The following is a 19,897-nucleotide window of genomic DNA, read 5'->3' as shown; positions in this document are numbered from 1 at the left end:
AGAGTTCTTTGTTGCATATGGCAGGACGAATGTTAATCGTATGAAATTTAAAGGATGGGATATACTGAAGAAGAATTAAAAAAAGAACTCGAAACCAAAGAATACGAGTATGGTTTCTATACTGACATAGAGTCGGATACATTTCCCGTGGGGTTGAATGAAGACATCGTAAGGGCTATTTCCAGAAAGAAGGAAGAACCCGAATGGATGACTGAATGGAGGGTGGAAGCCTTCCGGGCCTGGGAGCAGATGATTGAGCCGGAATGGGCGAATGTCACCTATAAAAAACCCGATTTCCAGAATATCAGCTATTACTCCGCACCCAAGAAAAAGGACAAATACAACAGCCTGGATGAAGTAGACCCGGAATTGCTCGAGACCTTCAATAAATTGGGGATATCCCTGGACGAACAGAAAAAGCTGGCAGGAGTGGCCATTGATGTGGTTATGGACTCCGTTTCGGTAGCTACCACATTTAAGAAAACCCTGGCCGAAAAAGGCATTATTTTCTGTTCCATCAGTGAAGCCATCAAAGAACATCCGGAACTGGTAAAGAAATATATCGGCTCTGTGGTGCCTCAGAAAGATAATTTTTATGCGGCGCTGAATTCGGCAGTGTTCTCCGACGGATCGTTTTGCTATATCCCCAAAGGGGTGAGATGTCCCATGGAGTTGTCTACATATTTCCGGATCAACGAAGCCGGAACCGGGCAGTTCGAACGGACCCTGGTCATTGCCGATAAAGGCAGCTATGTGAGCTACCTGGAAGGATGTACCGCTCCGATGCGTGACGAAAACCAGCTCCACGCAGCCGTAGTGGAACTGATTGCCCTCGATGATGCCGAGATCAAATACTCTACCGTACAGAACTGGTTCCCTGGTGGAAAAGACGGCAAAGGCGGGGTGTACAACTTCGTGACCAAAAGGGGGCTTTGCGAAACCAATGCCAAGATATCCTGGACACAAGTAGAGACCGGTAGTGCCATAACCTGGAAATATCCCAGTTGTGTGCTGAAAGGAGACAATTCGGTGGGAGAATTCTATTCCATTGCCGTAACCAATAATTATCAGCAGGCCGATACCGGGACCAAAATGATACATCTCGGGAAAAATACCAAAAGTACGATCATCTCTAAAGGTATTTCTGCCGGGAAGTCACAGAACAGTTATCGCGGACTGGTGCAGGTAAACAGCAGGGCGGAAAATGCAAGAAACTTTTCGCAGTGCGATTCCCTGCTGATGGGCAACAATTGCGGGGCGCATACCTTCCCGTACATAGAAGCCAAAAACAAGACAGCCCAGATAGAACACGAAGCAACCACTTCCAAGATCGGGGAAGACCAGATATTTTATTGTAACCAGCGGGGTATAGACACCGAAAAAGCCATAGCACTGATCGTAAACGGCTTCAGTAAGGAAGTGCTCAATAAACTGCCGATGGAATTTGCGGTGGAAGCACAGAAACTGCTGGAAATATCCCTGGAAGGGTCCGTAGGATAACAGTCTTAAAAAAATCACCATATATTTTTTTGGAATACAGCCGATGAGTAGTAATGCAAAAGTCTGATAACCGGATATCCCGGCTCCGGTACGGCGATACGGGATACAGGTGTCCGATTTTAAATTTTAATTAGAAATGCTAAAAATAAACAACTTACATGCCGGAGTAGAAGGCAAGGAGATATTAAAAGGTATAGGTATAGAGGTCAATGCCGGGGAGATACACGCTATTATGGGGCCTAATGGGTCCGGTAAGAGTACGTTGTCATCCGTTATAGCCGGAAAAGAGGAATTTGAGGTTACCGAAGGCAATATTGTTTTCGAAGGAGAGGACCTTGACGAACTTTCGCCCGAGGAAAGGGCGCATAAGGGGATTTTCCTGTCGTTCCAGTATCCTGTGGAGATCCCGGGCGTATCGGTGACCAACTTTATGAAAACCGCTATCAACGAAACCCGTAAGGCCCAGGGCCTGGAAGAGATGCCCGCCAGTGAAATGCTGAAAAAGATCAGGGAAAAGTCTGAGCTGCTGGAAATAGACCGGAAGTTCCTGTCCCGCTCTCTCAACGAAGGCTTTTCCGGAGGAGAAAAGAAACGGAATGAGATCTTCCAGATGGCCATGCTCGAACCCAGACTGGCCATCCTTGACGAAACCGACTCCGGACTGGATATAGATGCCCTCCGCATTGTAGCCAACGGGGTAAACCGTTTACGGTCCAAAGACAATGCCGTAGTATTGATCACGCACTATCAAAGGTTGCTGGACTACATCATTCCGGATTTCGTACACGTATTACTGGACGGAAAGATCGTAAAATCCGGAGGTGCCGAACTGGCCCATGAACTGGAAGAGAAAGGATATGACTGGATAAAACAGGAAAAAGTTAGTAATTAGTTTCAGGTTTCTCTAGTTTCAAGTTTCAGGTTAGCAAGACAATAAACCAGAAACCACAGAAACAAGAAACAACAGAAACAAAAAAGAGTTTCAGGTTGGTAAAAACCAGAAACAACAGAAACAAAGAATAATGGAATTAAAAGATAAATTGGTTTCTTCTTTCTTCGCGTATGAAGGCAACGGGCTGGATGTACATTCGCCCATACACGATATTTGCTCGGATGCCATTAAGAAGTTCGACAAAAAGGGATTTCCCACAAAGAAAGAAGAAGCATGGAAATACACTTCGCTAAATGCTGTCCTGAAGCAGAATTACAATCTGTACCCCAAGGGAGATACAGGCTTGGAGTTCAAGGACGTAATGAGGTATTTCATTCACGAGATCGATTCGTACAAGATCGCTTTTGTAGACGGAAGGTACAGCTCTAACCTGTCTGCCACGTCGCATGACGGACTGGATGTATGCCTGATGAGTTCTGCCCTGAGCAAGCCCAAATACAGGATCATCATAGAGAACTATTTCAATAAGGTGGCCAATACAGAAGACAGCCTTACCGCACTGAATACGGCATTCCTTAAAGAAGGTGCCTTTATCAATATTCCCAAGGGGAAAGTGGTGGATAAACCTATTCAGATCCTTCATTTTTCTACGGGGAAAGAGCCCGCGCTCATGCTTCAACCGAGGAACCTGATCGTTGTTGGTGAAAATGCACACGTACAGATCATCGAACGCCACCAAAGTCTCACGGACAACCCGGTACTTACCAATTCCGTGACTGAGATATTTGCCAATAAACAGGCAATAGTGGATTATTACAAGATACAGAACGACAAACAGTCTGCGTCACTTATAGACAATACCTATATCTCCCAGAAGAGGAACAGTCATGCTTTCGTGCATACCTTTTCACTTGGGGGGAATCTTACACGTAACAATCTCAATTTTTACCACAAGGACGAACACCTGGACTCAACATTAAAAGGAATAACCATCATAGGGGATAAACAGCACGTAGACCATCATACCCTGGTAAACCATGCGTATCCCAATTGTGAGAGCCACCAGGATTACAAAGGGATCTTCGGCGACAGAAGTACAGGCGTGTTCAACGGTAAAGTCATTGTGGAGAAAGAAGCACAGAAAACCAATGCTTTCCAGCAAAACAATAACATTTTGCTGGACGACAAGGCTACGATAAACACCAAGCCCCAGCTCGAGATCTTTGCCGATGATGTAAAGTGTTCGCACGGTTGTACCGTAGGGCAGCTGGATGAAGATGCTCTCTTTTACCTGCGCTCCAGGGGGATCCCTGCGAAAGAAGCCAAGGCATTGCTCATGTATGCCTTTGCCAACAACGTGCTGGAAAGCGTAAAAATACCGGAAGTAAAAGCGCGTATCAATAAACTCATAGCTAAAAAACTCGGGGTTAATCTCGGTTTTGAATTGTAATAAACGAGTATTCGGGTACACGGGTGTGCGGGTATGTGATGAAACGAATACCCGCACACCCGTGTACCCGAATACCCGAACACCTAGTAACATGACCACAACATCAACACATACCACACCTTTTGACGTAGAGAAAATACGAAAAGATTTTCCCATCCTGCAGCGACAGGTAAACGGAAACCCTTTGGTATATTTTGACAATGCGGCGACCTCCCAGACGCCGAAAGTGGTCATCGATGCTATTGTGGATTATTATTCCCGGTACAATGCCAATATCCATCGGGGAGTGCATACCCTGTCGCAGGAAGCTACCGATGCCTATGAAAAATCACGGATAAAGCTGCAAAAACACTTCAACGCGGCCAAAGCGCACGAAATGATCTTTACCTCCGGGACCACACATGGTATTAACCTGGTGGCCAACGGTTTTGCTTCTTTCCTGAAAAAGGGCGATGAAGTTATTGTATCTGCTATGGAGCATCATTCCAATATAGTTCCGTGGCAGATGCTGTGCGAGAAGACCGGGGCCATACTCAGGGTAATTCCCATGAACACCGAAGGAGAGTTGTTGATGGATGCCTATGAAGAACTGCTCTCCGAAAAGACCAGGCTGGTGTTCTGTAACCATATTTCCAATGCCCTGGGGACCATAAACCCGATCGAAGAGATTATAGAAAAGGCGCATCGTGCCGGTGCTGCCGTCCTGGTGGACGGAGCGCAGGCCTGTCCGCATATAAAACCCGACGTACAGGCACTGGATGTAGATTTTTATGTGGCTTCGGCCCATAAGATGTGTGGTCCTACCGGGATCGGGGTGCTCTACGGCAAGGAAAAGTGGCTGAACGAACTCCCGCCCTATCAGGGAGGCGGTGAAATGATCGCCGAAGTGACCTTCGAGAAAACCACCTATGCCGGTTTGCCTCACAAATTTGAAGCCGGAACTCCAAATATTTGCGGTGGTATTGTTTTTGGTGTGGCCGTAGATTATCTCAACGGTATAGGCTTCGAAAATATCGAGGAATACGAACACGAACTGCTGGCCTACGCTACAAAGGAACTCCTGAAGGTTGAAGGGCTGAAGATCTACGGGACCTCAAAACACAAAACCTCGGTGATTTCCTTTAATCTGGAAGGGATCCATCCGTACGATATAGGTACCATAGTCGACAAACTGGGAATTGCAGTGCGTACAGGCCATCATTGTGCACAACCCATTATGGATTATTACAAGATCCCGGGTACTGTAAGAGCCAGTTTTGCATTCTACAACACTAAGGAAGAGATCGATGCCCTTGTGGCTGCTGTGAAAAAAGCCAAAGCAATGCTGGGCTGATAAACGGGTGTTCGGGTGTATGAGTGTACGGGTTATTCTTACTCGAATACCCGCGCACCCGTATACCCGTGTAAATCAATAAAAAGGCAAATAAAAAGTGCGCATGTCAAAATAATTTCTAAATTTGCACCTCATTTGGAAACAGGACATAAACTACTAAAAACAACACCATAATAATGTCTTATACAATGCCTGAACCCAAGATTTTTGCATGTGAGCAAAGCATGGGGCTTGCGAAAAAAATTGCAAAATCTTTCGGGGCAAAATTAGGAAGTGTAACGTTCTCTAAATACAGCGACGGAGAATTTCAACCGTCTTTTGAAGAGTCCATAAGAGGATCGAGGATATTCATCATAGGTTCCACGAACCCAGGTACGGAAAACCTCATGGAGATGCTGTTGATGCTAGATGCTGCAAAAAGGGCTTCGGCAAGGCACATCACCGCAGTATTGCCATACTTCGGATGGGCCAGGCAGGACCGCAAAGACAAACCCAGGGTGCCCATAGGGGCAAAACTGGTAGCCAAATTGTTGGAGACCGCAGGGGCCACAAGGATCATAACGATGGACCTGCATGCCGATCAGATACAGGGCTTTTTTGAAAAACCGGTTGACCATTTGTTTGCGTCCACTATATTTTTGCCCTATCTGGAATCGCTTAAACTGGATAAACTGACGATAGCTTCTCCCGATATGGGAGGCTCCAAAAGAGCTTATGCCTATTCCAAGTTCCTTGAAAGCGAGGTAGTGATCTGCTATAAACAACGAAAAAAAGCCAATATCATTGACCATATGGAGCTCATAGGCGATGTGGAAGGCAAAAATGTGGTCCTGGTAGATGATATGGTAGATACAGCAGGTACGCTGACCAAGGCGGCAGACCTTATGATAGAAAGGGGTGCTATAAGCGTAAGGGCTATTACCACCCACGCTCTGCTTTCGGGTAATGCATACGAAAGAATAGAAAATTCCAGGCTGGAAGAACTGATCGTTACCGATTCCATTCCGCTGAGGAAAGAAAGCCCCAAAATAAAAGTGCTGACCTGTGCCGACCTGTTCGCCGATGTGATGCACAGAGTACACCACAACACCTCTATCAGTTCCAAGTTCCTCATGTAGGAACAGGGAAACAAGGTTTAGGGGATTAAACGGAAATATTTTAATAGTTATATATAATGAAGTCAATTACAATCAAAGGATCTCAAAGAGAAAGCGTGGGCAAGGCAGCGACCAGGGCCTTACGTAATGCTGGAAAGGTTCCTTGCGTACTATACGGAGGAGATAAGCCATTACACTTTTCAGCAGATGAACTTGCATTCAGCAAACTGGTTTACACTCCGGATGTACACACCGTAGTGATTGACCTGGAAAACGGGGAGAAATTCAATGCTACCCTGCAGGATATCCAGTTTCACCCGGTTACTGATGAAATCCTTCACATCGATTTCTATCAGTTGTATGACGATAGGGAAGTAACACTGGAGATCCCTGTAAAAATCGAAGGAAGTGCTCCCGGTGTTATCAAAGGTGGGGTACTTCGCCTTACCAAGCGCAAGCTGAAAGTAAAAGCACTGCCTGCTAACCTGCCGGATTATATCGTAGCAAATGTTTCCGGTCTGGAAATAGGGAACAAGCTCTATGTAACAGCCCTTGGCAATGAAGATTATAAAATAGTACACCCGGACAATACCGTGGTTTGCCAGGTAAGGGTTTCGCGTGCGGCTATGAAAGCTGCCCAGGATGCGGCAAAAGCAGAAAAAGAGGAAAAAGCTCCTGCAGACAGATAATGATATTTCATATTTTTCAGAAAAACATCCCGGCCTTTGTCGGGATGTTTTTTATTTTTACCCACTGAACTCATTTTGAGTTATAGTATTTACGGTAAAAATGATCTCTTTTGTCAAAACATTATTTAAACGAAAGCCATCTGTACTAAACGAACAGGACACGATGAAAAAATTTTTAATAGTAGGTTTGGGCAATATCGGGGCAGCATATGAAAATACCCGTCACAATATCGGTTTCCGGGTGCTGGACAGCCTTGCAAAAGAAGAGTCCCAGAGCTTTGAAACCGTAAAACTCGGGGATAAATGTGTGTGCAAGGTAAAAGGGAGGAACCTTATACTGTTAAAACCCAGTACTTACATGAACCTGAGTGGAAAGGCCGTGAAATACTGGATGGACAAAGAGAAAATACCCCTGGAAAATGTGCTGGTCGTTACCGATGATATCAATCTTCCTTTCGGTACAATCCGGTTAAAGACCAAGGGGAGCGATGGCGGACACAACGGATTGAAAGACGTACAGGCCTGCCTGAATACTACAAAATACAACAGGTTCCGTTTCGGGGTCGGCGCGGAGTTTTCAAAGGGAAAACAAATAGATTACGTTCTGGGCGAATGGGACGAAGAAGAGAACAACGCCCTTCCCGAACGCCTGAAAAAGGCCTGTGAACTTATAAGGTCGTTTGCCCTGGCAGGGGTGCAGCTTACGATGAACACCTTTAACGGCAAATAAAGTATGGCCACCTGCGGTCAAAACCGTCTTTGCCTGCTGTAGTCTGGTCGTTTAATTTACTTTAAAGATAAAGACCTCCGATTCTGACCGGTTGCCCTGGGAATCTTTGGTGACCACCCTCCAGTAATAAACCGTTTTCGGGCTGACACTTACACCGTCCAGTATGCTAACATCCAGGTCTTCGGCGATTGCAGTTTCCGGGGGATTGACATTGCCGAAATATACATCATATGCCGTGATATCCCCGTCGATGTCATTTCCTTCCCATTGAAGAGCAATAGAACCTTCTCCTACGGGAATGGTTTCGTCCTGTTCCGGGGAAATAACCGTTGCAGGAAAAGGAGCATATGATTCCGTACCGTCTCCGGCATTGTAAAATTTCCAGGATTCGCTCCGGGTCGTTTCCGGGATGTCGTTGCTTATAGAAGTTACTGTCCAGGAATAAGGGTGTCCCTTTTGTAAAACCACCCCGAGGGAAGCCGCTTCTGTGGTATACTCTTCTGTTGTGCCACTGTTCAAGTCCTGTACGTTGAGGCGGTATATATCAGTCCTTTCGGAAGGTTCCCATTCAAAAGTCACCCTGCTGGTTACACTGTCTACCTCTATCCCGGTAGTGCATTCCGAATTATTTTCCGGGAATACAAGTGTAGCTGCTCCGGGTGTGCTTGGCCCGTCGTCGTCATTACAACATATGGTAAAGGACAAAGTTAAAAAAACAAGGGTTAATGTTAACCTGTTCAGCTTCTCAAAAAGAATAAATTTATTAATTGGTAATTTCATTTTTTGAAATTTAAAAATAAAGCTACCAATTATTTGCGATAAATCATATTAGCAATGTTTTTTGTTTTTAAAATTTTTTCGAGTTTTGGAAAAAAGCATAGAATAGATAATAGAACGATGATGATGATGGTAATTTTATAAGCATATTTATTCCAAAAAGTATTACCTGAATTGGTTTTGGGTACGCTTATGTAGTTTAATTCCTTGCTACTTTTTTGAATTATATTCCCATTTGTTTGGATTGCCATAGAATTACCATTATTAGATGCTTTAATGATTGGCCTTCCATTCTCAATGGCCCTAAGAGCTATTATACGATCATATTGGGTTTTCCCGTATTGATTATCATTCATAAATTTTTCACTCGATAGAACATAAATGTAAGTAACATTTTTAGACTTATTTGCAACATAAAAAGGATATATAGATTCATAACAAATTATAGGAGCTATTCTTAATTGGTTAATAATTTGTGTTTCCGAATCTTCTGTATCTGCTCTATAAAACTTTTTTTTGAAGAAAGGATGTAAAATTGGAAATATATATTCAGTATACGGAACTAGGATTTTTTTGTTTTTGTAGTAACTGGTATCCTTTGTCATAATCAATGCTGAGTTAACGAGAATTCCTTTTTTTATTCTTCCTGTAGCCCCTAGAACTATATTTTCAAAAACCCCTTTATTTAGATAATCCTGAAAAAATTGATATGCTAATGTTTTTTGGTAATCTTTATGGAGGAATCCTCTAAAAGTTTGTTCTGGGATTATGATACTTTTATAAGATGAGGAAGGGTCTACTTTTTTTAAAATATTTATTGCTAATCCATCATTGCTACGATGAGGAAGATCATATTGATTATTATAAGTTACTATTTTTTCTGTTTTATTATGGGATTTGTTGTTATATCGGTTTAATTGTGTAAAAGAATATAGAGGAGGAATAATTAATACTAATATAAAAATAATGTAGCCTTTTTTGCTCCTATTTAAGAGTCCTGTAAAAAGAAAGTAGGCAATAGACAAAATCCATAGACTACCTCCAAGAACTCCTGATATATCATACCATTGGATTAGATATATTTGTGAAGAAAATAAATTTCCCAATGTTAACCATGGAAAAGAAAAATGGTACATGTTTAAAAATAATTCAAATGAGAGCCAAAAAGGAATAAAACTAAAAGTACTTGGTTTTATGTGCTTTTTTATGTAGAAGAAAATAACAAAAATGGATACATACATTATAATATTTGCTATTAAACCTAATATGCCTTTATCGATATTTAGCATCCAAAATAAAGCTCCAAATTGCCAAGCTAAAATTAGCAGTATTGTCCTGATAAAGAAGGTTTTAAGTCTTAATTTTTCACAGTGGTGTATATGAAAAAATATGAGGATCAGGAAAATTATAAAAAGTAAACCAAAATAATTCCAAGCAAAAAAAGAGATTAATGTCAGGAAGCAAAATATAGATAACAACTGGAATAATCCTCTCGGGGTATTCCAGTTGTTAGATTTAATAAGTAATAGGCTGCTATTCATTTTGGAGATATTTAATTATCCCATTTGTAAGCGTATATTTTATCTTTCTTGTATTTGGACTAATAGATCTTTGCTTATCTTTGTGAAAGCAAGTATTGAGAGGTTTTCATCGCCCTTGGAATCTATTGTTTTGTAATTACCTCTGGCAATGTGAACAGTCACAGTGCCTTCATTAGGAAGACGGTATAAATCATTATATGAAAATGAATAACTGCCATTTTCGTCTTGGACTAAAAACATTTTAACAACTCTCCCTTTGTTATCCCAAGCAAAATTAACATCAGATTGGACTAATGGGTCATATACTATATATACAACAATTTCTTCGTTCTTAGGGTCTACGTTCCAAGAAAAGGAAGTCTGAGGACTTAGGATTTTATCTGAAGAAAAAGTAACTTTTAATTTTTCAGGAACATATATAGCTTCTTTTTCAGAGGTGTTTATATCTTCTTTGGTGGAATAATTCTCTCTTATTTTATAATTGAGATTATTTCCAAATAACTTCGACATTTCTTTTTGAGAAGAAGCCTTATTCAGTGTGTTTTTATCACCGTCTGACAATTCAATTTTTGAGAAATTTTTTGATTTATGCTGATTTTTTTTTCTGTTTTTACTTTCCGAGATAGAAATTAAATTAGGGTTATGAGATTTTGAACTAGTTAGGTATTCTTGAGATTGTAATAAAATACTTCCCGGAGCATTTTTAAATCCATTGGTATAATAATCTACAATAGACATTGTTTCATGTCCATTTTCGGAAATAGAAGTAGTATCATCTTCTACATTTAGATCATTTTGGCATGAAGTTAGGATTGAAATAAGAATAAAGAATGTATAAATAAATTTCTTTTTAAACATGATTTCCTTTTTTAGGGTGATTTTTAATTTCTATATTCATCAATGATATCATTTACAGTATTGTAATCTCGCAAAGTGGGATATTTACTTGTCGGGTCGTTTATCGTCTTATCAAGATGGGTAGGATATAATTCTACTGGTTGAGGAATATTTCCCGACCATCCATTCAGATATAGCTGTTCAAATTTATAAACTAATCTTGTACCGTAAGAACTACCTTTATTAAAATCATGAGAGTTGTAGGGGTCGTCAAAAGTTTCATAATAAGAAACTTCTATATTAGCATCATATCCGTCTGGTGGGATCGTAATTTTCATTTTTCCCGATCCATAATGATTGTCATTACTCAAAATTCTTTCCCAAAGCCAATCAGTGCATTGTGGGGTAGTCACGGTTACTTTACAGTAATATTTATCATTGTCATTTAAAGAGCCTGCTGGTCCTCCTGAAGTTCTTACGTCAGGTGTTGGAATAAATCCTTGGTAGGATGATTGTCTATATTGATTAAATGCTTGCGGTTGTGCAAAATTTAATTGTATATATACTTCATCTCCAGCTAATTCACCACAAGGAGTACTCGGTCCGAAAATGTCATCCGATGGGTCCTTACTGGATAAAGTAAGAACTAAAATGCACAAAACAAAAACAATAAAGGTTGTAGAAAAAATACTTGCTTTTTTTTTCATAATATGAGTATTTTAGCATAGATGTATTAAGATTATGGAAAATTCATAATTGTGAAGAGAAAATATTTTCAACTGCTAAATTAATAATAGGGGGAGGGAGAGAGAGTTTAACAGGTGGGCTCTTCGGTAAGTAGTTGGGGGCATTTTGTCACAACAAAACTAAGGGGGTAAATAAATTTGTGGAATTATTTGCCTTATTAGGTAGATGAAAACTATAACAATAGAAATGTTTAAAGGTTTCATTTGATAGGTTGAAGGATTAGGATTTAGGGTGAGACTAATATAGTGATTTTTCTCTAAATGAGATGTTTAAAATGCGTAAAATCTTTTTTAATCTCAAATCGAGAATGATTGGGAGGGGGATTCTTTACTGTTTTATGATTTTATGAACCTTTCGAATATCCTTTCCTTGGACCTTCACCAAATATATCCCGGGGGAAAGGAAGGATAATCTCAGGTCTATATCTTCGGAAACGTCCCAGTGTTTTTTAGCACATATCAGTCTGCCCGAAAGGGTGTATACCGATATGTGCAGATCTCCTGTAATATTACTGCCTATATAGACACGGGCACTGTCTGTAAAAGGATTCGGATAGATAACAACATCATCGGGGGCGATGTATATGTCTTCCTTGTAAATACCCTGGCACGGTTTATCGGTCTTTACCATAAGTGTGTTTTTGCCGGAAGCCAGGTCCAGGGATACGGTATTGTCTGTGGTTTGCGTCGTTGTTCCGTTCAGTGCTATGGTATACAGGGAACTTCCATTGAGCTGCAGTTCAACAGTGTTGGTTCTGTTGTTGACCAGGGAATACACCGAGAGGTCGCCCGATTCGGCCACAGTGACGTCAAAGCACTGTTTGTATGTAGTGTTGTCTGCTATGGTGATGCACATGGAATAGGTTCCCGGTTGCAGGTTTCCGGCCTGCCAGGTATCGGTGAAGCCTTCGGAGATATTTGTCCCGTTGCCATTGAAGGCTATTTGATAGTGCATTGCGGTTTCGGCTTGCAGCTCTATTTTTCCGTCATTGGTGCCTTTGCAGGACTCGTCTGTAACCTTTATCCGGAAATTGTCGTTGGCAGGTGTGGGGCATCTGCTTATGCTGAAGGAGTTGATGCTTCCCCCGTCCTGGTCATGTTTGTCGGTCACCGAAAGGGTCCACGTTCCCTTGAGGGATTCTCCCCTGAAACCGGTAAGGGCTTCCATGGGTCTGACTGTCCCTCCTATCGCCGGATTATTATTGCAATCAATGGGCACTCCCGTATCACTGAAAACGGCTGATATATTTTGCGCTTCACCACATATTTCCGACAGGATGAGGACAGTGGTCCCTTCGGGAGAGGTCAGGTTTATGGTGAGGTCAGATACATAGGTATGTGAGATGTTGAGGGAGAGGGAAATTCCGCCTGTAATGATATCGTCGTCTGTAATGGTAATAGAGGAAGTTACCGTAGATGCTCCGGCTTTGGGGATAACTACGGTTTCATTGCTGGTATAGGTACTGCACCCGGTGGTCAGGGTGCTGAAAGAAAAAGGGTCACTATATGTACCGTCACCACATGGATTTTCGGGTTTTACCCTCCAGTAATAGATCTGGTCGTTCTCCAGGTTTTCGGGTTGATAGGTGGGAAATGCAACCGAAGCGGTTTCGAGGATCGAAGTAAAATCACTTTCTGTGGAGAGCTGTATCTCGTAGGAATCGGCATTGGGGGTTTCTTCCCAGTTCAGTACAATGCCGAGCGCGGGGCGTAGTTCTTCGGCGCCGTCTGCCGGAGAGGTAAGGATCACAGGGTTGGTGTTCGTTTCGTAAACCTGTAAGTGCAACGGAACTTCCCGGGTCTGATTGCCTGCGGTGCCTGTTACTGTAAAATCGTATTCCCCGGAAGGGATATCGGATATATTCGTAATACTTACATTAACCTCCGTGCCGTCTACGGTGGCCGAAGCCGGGGAAAAAGTAATATCCAGGCCGGCCGGGGCATCTGTTACTGAAAATCCGGTCTCTTCACCAAACCCGGAAAATGTTTGGTAAACAAAAGAATAACCGGCCTCATCCGTAGTACATGCTTTTTGGGATAGGGTTTGGAAATCCAGTACAAAATCACTTTCCACTATGGTGAGGTCGGCCGTATTTATGGCAAAGAAGATACCGTTAACAGGCTTAACCATGATCCTGGCCTTATCGGTGGCAATCCCTCCGGGAATGATGACCCTGGCAGAACCGTTGTTCGGAACAGCCGAGGCCAGAATAGTGGAACCGGAGAAATTTTCATCCGTAAAAAGCAGGATGTCCACTGTTTCTGCGGCAATACTCCCTGTATTGGTTCCGGCAACATCCCAGGTCACGGTTTCGGTATCGCCCGCTGTAAGCGTATCTTCGGTATTTTGTGAGGTCACCACAAAGGGCCCGGCATCACTGCTTACGGCAATGCGCATATCATCCCTGGCAGTCTGGCCTCCGTTCGGGTGATTATCCCGGGCCAGGAAAGAAAAATTCAGTTCCCTGTTTACTTCAGGGAGCACTTCCCAGGTTGTGAAAAGATGACCTGCAAGAATATCGCTTAAGCGGGGAAAGTATCTTTTCGGTTCGCTTTTCGGGGCGTAGGAACGGAATACGGGCCCGCCTTCTAAACCAGGGGTCGGATAGTCTCCATGGATCTGGTTATCGATCTGTTCCCAGGTATAGGTCAGCATGTCACCGTCCGGGTCCGTAGCGGTTCCGGTAAGTACAAAGGGAGTCCCCGCAGGAATGGTGTAATTGGCCCCGGCATCTGCCGAAGGCGCATTGTTACCTGTATTCTCGAGGGTGGCACAGGTGCTGTTCCCCGCAGTGATGTTTTCCCACATCTGGGCAATGCTTACAGCGTGAAAATAGGCATCGCTGTTATTCTGTATATTGGGCGGGCATATCCCGGCATAGGCCATAATGGTGGAGCCGCTACCCGGTTCAACGGCCGTGGCGTTGGTCCGGTTGTTATTGCAATAGTTGTTAAAAGTATGGGTAGCACCAAACTGGTGCCCCATCTCATGAGCTACAAAATCGATGGCAAAAGGATCGCCTACCGGGGTGGGTTTTCCTGTTACTCCCCTGGCTTTGGATGGGGTACACGGTGAGTTTAAAGAGGCTATACCGCCACCGCCCGTACTGAAAACATGGCCTATATCATAATTGCTGCTTCCCGTAATACTGTCTATAATAGCCTGTATTTCATCGATTAAAGTGTTCCCGTCGTCATTGGTCATCCGGTCGGTATCCGGATCGAGGAAAATGAGTTCGTCGTTGTTGTCGATCAATTGCATGGTCAGTGACATGTCTCTTTCATAGATACCGTTCACACGGGTCATTATGGTGTTCATGGCAGAGAGTACAACGGCCTTTTTCACGGCTTCTGTACTGTCATTAGCTTCAGCTGCATTGATGTGATATTGGGCGAATTCCCCCGTACATGCCAGGGCGAGGCGAAAGGTCCTTATCTTTCCATCGTCCGGTCCTTTTTTGGAAGAAGAGAGCTTCCTCCCCATTGCATTTGCTTCTGCACTCTCCCGGACCAGGCATTCGAAAGCCCGGTCGTATGGAGAAAAAGACTTCCGGGAGGCCATAAAGTAAATGTCCTTGTCCTGTTCGCCGGGATTTATGTAATAAGTGTCTGTTTTGCCATAAATAGCGGCATGGAAACCCAACTTGTCCACGCTAAATCGTATCCGGGTGCCAGGATCCTTTACCGAAGCTCCCGAATAGGAACGAATGCCCGGGTATTTCCTGGCCAGTCCGTTCGAAAGCGTAGAGACTTCCCGGACTTCAAAATCTTCCATCCGGCCGTCCCTGGCCGGAAAAGAGATCACTTTTCTGGCACTGCTACGCATTGCTGTTCGGGCCGAAGATGTGCTTCCCAGTTCCTGCTTCAGGGACTGAAGGTCCAGCCGGAACCCTTCTGCCCTGGTGCCTGCCCGTAGGTATGAAGCAGGTTTATGGGTGAGGGTTGCTTTTTCCCAGGGTGTTTTTTGCGCATATGCCGAGACCGTCAGAAAAAAGAGAAGAATAAAAGAGAGTAAAGGTTTTTCCATATTCAGGGATATATACTCGTAAATGTAAAGAATATTTTTGGGATAGAAATGGAGGAGGATAGCGATTTGTGATACGTTTGTCCCGTATTTCCTGTCTTTTTATACCCCTGAATATGAGATTTAGAAAATTAAAATTTGTTACTTTGTACTGTTGAATAAAAATCTTTATTCGTGATTATCAAGAAGACACTTTCAGACGATAGTGAAACCGGCTTTTCTGTTGTAACAATAGGTACTTTTGACGGGGTACACGTAGGGCACAAAAAAATTCTCAACAGGCTTATTTCAACCGCCAGGGCCAATAATCTGAAATCGACTATTTTCACCTTCTTTCCGCATCCGCGGATGGTTTTGCAGCAGGATGCAGACATAAAGTTGATCAATACGCTGGATGAAAAAATTGGCATACTGAAACAAAGTGGCCTGGATCAGCTTATCATATATCCGTTTACCCGCGAATTTTCCAGGCTCACAGCCCTGGAATTTGTAAGGGATGTTATTGTGAATAAGCTCAGGGCCAAAAAAGTGATCATAGGATACGACCATCGTTTTGGCCGCAACCGTACCGCTACGATCGATGACCTGAAAAAGTTCGGGGAAACCTACGACTTTGAAGTGGAGGAGATCGGTGTGGAAGAAGTGGACGAAGTTTCTGTGAGTTCCACCAAGATACGCAGGGCCCTCAGCGAAGGAGATATGGAAACCGCCAACCTTTACCTGGGCTATGATTTTATGCTTACGGGAGAAATAGTAAAAGGCAAAGGACTGGGACGACAGCTCAATTTCCCGACGGCCAACCTGCAAATTGCGGAAAAATACAAGCTGATACCCGGTAACGGAGTCTATGTAGTGAAAAGCGAACTGAACGGACAAACCGTTTACGGAATGATGAATATTGGTTTTAACCCCACCGTGAACGGTACAAAAAAATCCATAGAGATCCACTTTTTTGATTTTGACCGGGACCTTTACGGGCAAAAGATACAGGTAGACATGCTGAAAAGGCTGCGCGATGAGGTGCGTTTCGATTCCGTGGAAGAACTCGCCGCCCAATTAGACAAAGACAGAGAGAAAGCCCTGATGTATATAGGTAATCGCCCCTCGGCTCCCTTCGGCTCCACTCAGGAACCACCGCTCGGGGACCGTTAAATTTTATAATTGAATAACACAGGTCCCTGAGCGAAGCAGAAGGGCCGAACACCAAACATGCTGACCAGCTTCCTTTTTAAAAGAATCGACAACGCCCCGCTGATTGTTTTCCGGATCATCTTCGGGCTGCTTATTTTCCTGGAATCCGTGGGGGCCATCTTTACCGGGTGGATAAAGATCACCCTTATCAGGCCGGAATTTACCTTTAACTTTATTGGCCTTGACTGGTTACAACCGCTTCCGGGCCACTGGATGTATGTATACTATGCAGTGATGGGGATCTTCGGGCTGTTTGTGATGATCGGGTTTAAATACCGGTGGAGCATGGCGGCTTTTACCCTGATGTGGACGGCTACCTACCTGATGCAGAAAGCGTCGTATAACAATCACTACTATCTGCTCATACTCATTTGCCTGCTTATGCTCGTACTGCCGGCCAACCGTTACCTGTCTGTCGATGCGCTCAGGAATAAAGGGATGAGAGATATTTCCATGCCACGGTGGTGTTCTGTGATCATTATTTTACAGGTGGGCATTGTGTATACCTACGCAGCCATAGCCAAGCTCTATCCCGACTGGCTCAACTATACCGTAGTGGAAAACCTGATGCTCGGAAGGAAGAACTATCCCGTTGTCGGGGAATTGTTTCAAAAACACGGGGTTCATGTGTTTATTACCTGGGCGGGGATACTTTTTGACGGCCTTGTGGTTCCTCTCCTGCTTTGGAAACCCACCAGGAAGATCGCTTTTGCCGCTTCTGTTGTCTTTCACCTTTTTAATTCCTTTGTTTTTCAGATCGGGATATTTCCGTATATGTCTCTTGCTTTTACCCTGTTTTTCTTCGAACCCCGGGTGATCCGGAATATTTTTCTCAAAAGAAAACCACTGTACACGGGCAATGAAGTAGTGGTCCCCGCAAACAAAAATATCATTCTCCTGGCAGGGATGATCTATTTTATAGTTCAGACCGGCCTTCCGCTGAGGCATTGGTTTATTGAAGGTGATGTGTTGTGGACCGAAGAGGCCCACCGTATGAGCTGGCGTATGATGTTGCGGAGCAAGAGCGGGTATATGCGTTTTAAGGTGGTCGATAAGGCCAGCGGCAAAAAAGAAATGATCTATCCGAAAGACCGCCTTTCCCTGAAACAACAAAGGATCGTGGCCACCAAACCCGATGTTATCTGGCAGTTTGCACAACGATTAAAGAAAGAATATGCCGCCAAAGGAAAAGATGTGGCTGTCTACGCTATCGGTAGGGTGAGTGTAAATCGTAAACGCCCGCGTACTTTTATTGATCCCAAAGTAGATCTCGCTTCGGAAAAATGGGATCCTTTCCGGCATAGTAGCTGGATATTGCCAGAGGATTAGTCATTGACCTGTTGGAAAGGTCGTAAACAACAAATTATTACAAATCTCAAGAAATCTCCATAAATCCCCCTTATATTTACCCGACTTCTATAACGAATAACCGGAACCACCTGATAATATTGAGAAACTGTCTAAATTTTGTTTTTGGAATATTTTTATAGTGTATTTTTTCATCAGACGAAGGTATTTTTTGACACATAGCCTAAGCTACGTGTCGAAAAATAGCTGAAGGATGGTGGAAAAAGACGCATAAAAGAGCCAAAGGATAAAACTTAGACAGTTTCTGAATGAAATCTTTTTAAATTTGTCCCTTGATTTGAGCCTGTCGAAAGACCCGCGAACCGATTTTTGGGTTAAAACATTGTTTTAACTTGTAACGTGAAACCAAAAAACCAGAAACCACTTTTTTAACATATTTAGCAATGCTGCAATTACAATTTATTAGAGAGAACAAAGACCAGGTGATCCGCGGACTGGAAAAGCGGAACCTGGGAACGGAAGCTGCCAGCCTGGTGAATGAAGCGCTCCGGTTGGATGAAGAACGAAGAGGAGTTCAGGCTTCGCTGGACAGTACCCTGGCAGAATCTAATAAATTGTCCAAGGAAATAGGGAACCTGTTCAAGAGCGGAGAGCATGAAAAAGCTAACGAACTGAAGGAAAAGACTGCAAGGCTCAAGACAGAATCCAAGGAGTTGAATGAAAAGCTGAACGATAAAGCCGCTGCGCTTACCGAAGTGCTTTATAAAATACCCAATGTTCCTCACGATTCCGTTCCCCCGGGAAATTCGGACGAGGACAATGTGGAGGTCTTTCGCCTCGGGGAAATACCGGAACTGGAAGAAGGGGCCCTGCCACACTGGGAGCTGGCCAAAAAATACGATCTCATCGATTTTGATCTAGGAAGCAAGATCACCGGTGCCGGATTCCCCGTATACAAAGGCAAAGGGGCCAGGCTGCAAAGGGCACTTATCAGCTATTTCCTGGATAAAAACCGGGAAGCGGGGTATTTCGAATATTTCCTGCCCTATTTTATCAATGAAGCCTCCGGTTACGGAACAGGACAGTTGCCGGACAAGGAAGGACAGATGTATTATATAGAAAAGGACGACCTGTATGTGATCCCTACCGGGGAAGTCCCCATGATAAACTGCTTCCGCGACACCATAGTACAGGAAGACGAATTGCCGATAAAGGCCACGACCCATACACCGTGTTTCCGAAGGGAAGCAGGTTCTTACGGAGCACACGTAAGAGGGCTGAACCGTTTGCACCAGTTCGAAAAAGTAGAGATTATACAGGTCACCAGGCCCGAAGCATCTTACCAGGCTCTGGAGGAAATGATCGAACATGTAAAGGGGATCTTAAAAGAACTGGACCTTCCCTATCGCATCCTGCAACTGTGCGGGGGTGATCTGGGCTTTACATCGGCCATTACCTACGATTTCGAAGTGTTTTCCACCGCCCAGGACCGCTGGCTGGAGATCAGCTCGGTATCGAACTGTGAAGATTATCAAAGCAACAGGCTAAAACTGCGCTATAAGAACAAGGAAGGTAAAATGACCCTTTGCCATGCCCTTAACGGTAGTTCTCTGGCCATACCCCGGGTGCTTGCAGGGATTCTGGAAAACTATCAGGATAAAGACGGAATAAAGGTCCCCGAAGTATTGATACCTTACACCGGGTTCGACAGAATTTCGTAAATTAGAAAGACGAAGTATGACGGAAGTCCGGGGTCGGAAGTCGGAAGTTTTTATACATCCC

The 19,897-nt window shown here is 43.7% G+C and carries 15 protein-coding genes; 10 read left to right on the top strand and 5 right to left on the bottom strand.

Annotation, left to right across the window (positions count from 1 at the left end; all coding sequences use genetic code 11):
- The first annotated feature begins 54 nt into the window (after positions 1–54).
- The 7 genes from sufB (at position 55) to pth (ending at position 7,691) form a co-directional block, all read left to right on the top strand.
- Positions 55–1,500: a Fe-S cluster assembly protein SufB gene (sufB, locus tag KN811_RS11535; RefSeq protein ID WP_187963711.1), complete on the top strand. Its 1,446-nt coding sequence runs from the start codon at positions 55–57 to the stop codon at positions 1,498–1,500.
- A gap of 136 nt (positions 1,501–1,636) precedes the next feature.
- Complete coding sequence (sufC, locus tag KN811_RS11530) at positions 1,637–2,392, top strand: Fe-S cluster assembly ATPase SufC (protein ID WP_187963710.1); 756 nt, start codon at positions 1,637–1,639, stop codon at positions 2,390–2,392.
- Positions 2,393–2,522: 130 nt separating this feature from the next.
- The gene (sufD, locus tag KN811_RS11525) at positions 2,523–3,842 is read left to right on the top strand and encodes a Fe-S cluster assembly protein SufD (protein WP_216334826.1); all 1,320 of its coding nucleotides are present in this window, start codon (positions 2,523–2,525) and stop codon (positions 3,840–3,842) included.
- Between the two features lie 91 nt (positions 3,843–3,933).
- Entirely contained in the window at positions 3,934–5,175 is a 1,242-nt protein-coding gene (locus tag KN811_RS11520; protein ID WP_187965903.1) for an aminotransferase class V-fold PLP-dependent enzyme, read from the top strand.
- Between the two features lie 176 nt (positions 5,176–5,351).
- Positions 5,352–6,293, top strand: a complete 942-nt coding sequence (locus KN811_RS11515) for a ribose-phosphate pyrophosphokinase (protein ID WP_187965902.1) — start codon at positions 5,352–5,354, stop codon at positions 6,291–6,293.
- Positions 6,294–6,349: 56 nt separating this feature from the next.
- Positions 6,350–6,961: a 50S ribosomal protein L25/general stress protein Ctc gene (locus tag KN811_RS11510; RefSeq protein WP_187965901.1), complete on the top strand. Its 612-nt coding sequence runs from the start codon at positions 6,350–6,352 to the stop codon at positions 6,959–6,961.
- A gap of 100 nt (positions 6,962–7,061) precedes the next feature.
- A complete protein-coding gene (gene pth, locus KN811_RS11505; RefSeq protein WP_187965900.1) occupies positions 7,062–7,691 on the top strand; it encodes an aminoacyl-tRNA hydrolase in 630 nt (209 codons plus the stop codon).
- 51 nt (positions 7,692–7,742) lie between these two features.
- On the opposite strand, the gene KN811_RS11500 is transcribed toward pth, so the two are convergent.
- The 5 genes from KN811_RS11500 to KN811_RS11480 form a co-directional block, all read right to left on the bottom strand.
- Entirely contained in the window at positions 7,743–8,471 is a 729-nt protein-coding gene (locus tag KN811_RS11500; protein WP_187965899.1) for a fibronectin type III domain-containing protein, read from the bottom strand.
- Between the two features lie 29 nt (positions 8,472–8,500).
- Positions 8,501–10,009 carry a nitrilase-related carbon-nitrogen hydrolase gene (locus tag KN811_RS11495; protein ID WP_187965898.1) on the bottom strand — a complete coding sequence of 503 codons (1,509 nt, stop codon included), beginning with the start codon at positions 10,007–10,009 and terminating at the stop codon, positions 8,501–8,503.
- A gap of 39 nt (positions 10,010–10,048) precedes the next feature.
- A complete protein-coding gene (locus KN811_RS11490; RefSeq protein WP_187965897.1) occupies positions 10,049–10,867 on the bottom strand; it encodes an immunoglobulin domain-containing protein in 819 nt (272 codons plus the stop codon).
- A 23-nt stretch (positions 10,868–10,890) separates the two neighbouring features.
- On the bottom strand, positions 10,891–11,553 hold the full coding sequence (locus KN811_RS11485; RefSeq protein ID WP_187965896.1) for a hypothetical protein: 663 nt from the start codon (positions 11,551–11,553) through the stop codon (positions 10,891–10,893).
- A 367-nt stretch (positions 11,554–11,920) separates the two neighbouring features.
- Positions 11,921–15,619 carry a reprolysin-like metallopeptidase gene (locus KN811_RS11480; protein ID WP_187965895.1) on the bottom strand — a complete coding sequence of 1,233 codons (3,699 nt, stop codon included), beginning with the start codon at positions 15,617–15,619 and terminating at the stop codon, positions 11,921–11,923.
- 171 nt (positions 15,620–15,790) lie between these two features.
- Here KN811_RS11480 and KN811_RS11475 point away from each other — a divergent pair, with 171 nt between their 5' ends.
- The 3 genes from KN811_RS11475 to serS all read left to right on the top strand — a co-directional run bounded on the left by KN811_RS11475 (position 15,791) and on the right by serS (position 19,836).
- A complete protein-coding gene (locus KN811_RS11475) occupies positions 15,791–16,768 on the top strand; it encodes a bifunctional riboflavin kinase/FAD synthetase (RefSeq protein ID WP_187965894.1) in 978 nt (325 codons plus the stop codon).
- Between the two features lie 57 nt (positions 16,769–16,825).
- Positions 16,826–18,136: an HTTM domain-containing protein gene (locus KN811_RS11470; RefSeq protein WP_187965893.1), complete on the top strand. Its 1,311-nt coding sequence runs from the start codon at positions 16,826–16,828 to the stop codon at positions 18,134–18,136.
- A 422-nt stretch (positions 18,137–18,558) separates the two neighbouring features.
- The gene (gene serS / locus KN811_RS11465) at positions 18,559–19,836 is read left to right on the top strand and encodes a serine--tRNA ligase (RefSeq protein WP_187965892.1); all 1,278 of its coding nucleotides are present in this window, start codon (positions 18,559–18,561) and stop codon (positions 19,834–19,836) included.
- Positions 19,837–19,897: the final 61 nt, after the last annotated feature.

Origin of the sequence: Sinomicrobium weinanense (assembly GCF_018863395.1) — a bacterium.
Lineage (GTDB): Bacteria > Bacteroidota > Bacteroidia > Flavobacteriales > Flavobacteriaceae > Sinomicrobium > Sinomicrobium weinanense.
This window is presented reverse-complemented; position numbering and strand designations above follow the sequence as displayed.

Bases quoted from the DNA above. Each gene is read 5' to 3' on its own strand.
- sufB (WP_187963711.1), top strand. From the start codon at position 55: ATGGGATATACTGAAGAAGAATTAAAAAAAGAACTCGAAACCAAAGAA.
- sufC (WP_187963710.1), top strand. From the start codon at position 1,637: ATGCTAAAAATAAACAACTTACATGCCGGAGTAGAAGGCAAGGAGATA.
- sufD (WP_216334826.1), top strand. From the start codon at position 2,523: ATGGAATTAAAAGATAAATTGGTTTCTTCTTTCTTCGCGTATGAAGGC.
- KN811_RS11520 (WP_187965903.1), top strand. From the start codon at position 3,934: ATGACCACAACATCAACACATACCACACCTTTTGACGTAGAGAAAATA.
- KN811_RS11515 (WP_187965902.1), top strand. From the start codon at position 5,352: ATGTCTTATACAATGCCTGAACCCAAGATTTTTGCATGTGAGCAAAGC.
- KN811_RS11510 (WP_187965901.1), top strand. From the start codon at position 6,350: ATGAAGTCAATTACAATCAAAGGATCTCAAAGAGAAAGCGTGGGCAAG.
- pth (WP_187965900.1), top strand. From the start codon at position 7,062: ATGATCTCTTTTGTCAAAACATTATTTAAACGAAAGCCATCTGTACTA.
- KN811_RS11500 (WP_187965899.1), bottom strand. From the start codon at position 8,471: ATGAAATTACCAATTAATAAATTTATTCTTTTTGAGAAGCTGAACAGG.
- KN811_RS11495 (WP_187965898.1), bottom strand. From the start codon at position 10,009: ATGAATAGCAGCCTATTACTTATTAAATCTAACAACTGGAATACCCCG.
- KN811_RS11490 (WP_187965897.1), bottom strand. From the start codon at position 10,867: ATGTTTAAAAAGAAATTTATTTATACATTCTTTATTCTTATTTCAATC.
- KN811_RS11485 (WP_187965896.1), bottom strand. From the start codon at position 11,553: ATGAAAAAAAAAGCAAGTATTTTTTCTACAACCTTTATTGTTTTTGTT.
- KN811_RS11480 (WP_187965895.1), bottom strand. From the start codon at position 15,619: ATGGAAAAACCTTTACTCTCTTTTATTCTTCTCTTTTTTCTGACGGTC.
- KN811_RS11470 (WP_187965893.1), top strand. From the start codon at position 16,826: ATGCTGACCAGCTTCCTTTTTAAAAGAATCGACAACGCCCCGCTGATT.
- serS (WP_187965892.1), top strand. From the start codon at position 18,559: ATGCTGCAATTACAATTTATTAGAGAGAACAAAGACCAGGTGATCCGC.